The sequence below is a fragment of the Bowmanella dokdonensis genome, from assembly GCF_017254865.1.
GTDB classification, from domain to species: Bacteria; Pseudomonadota; Gammaproteobacteria; order Enterobacterales; family Alteromonadaceae; genus Bowmanella; species Bowmanella dokdonensis.
The window spans coordinates 1-332 of sequence record NZ_JAFKCV010000228.1; the positions used below are offsets into that span (position 1 = coordinate 1).

Sequence of the window (332 nt, forward strand, 5' to 3'; positions counted from 1 at the left end):
GCCTTGGCACTCACCACAAAGTTCAGCCAACTGGCATTAGGCTTGGCGCGCGGCGAGGTAATAATCTCCACCGACTGGCCATTTTCCAGCGGTCGGTTTAACGAGTAATTGCGTCTGTCTACCCGCACACCTACACAGGAGTTACCAATATCGGAATGCACCGCGTAGGCAAAATCCACCGCTGTGGCACCCATGGGCAATTCGATAATGCGACCGTCTGGGGTAAACACATAGATCTCTTCAGGGAACAGATCGGTTTTAACATTCTCGATAAATTCTACCGAGGAACTGGCACTGTGTTGCAGTTCCAGCAACGACTGCATCCATTTTCT

At 50.9% G+C, this 332-nt stretch carries 1 protein-coding gene; it reads right to left on the reverse strand.

Annotated features, from left to right (window positions below; genetic code table 11):
* On the reverse strand, positions 1 to 332 hold a 332-nt coding region (locus J0A66_RS22340; RefSeq protein WP_206576023.1), incomplete at both ends, for a TGS domain-containing protein.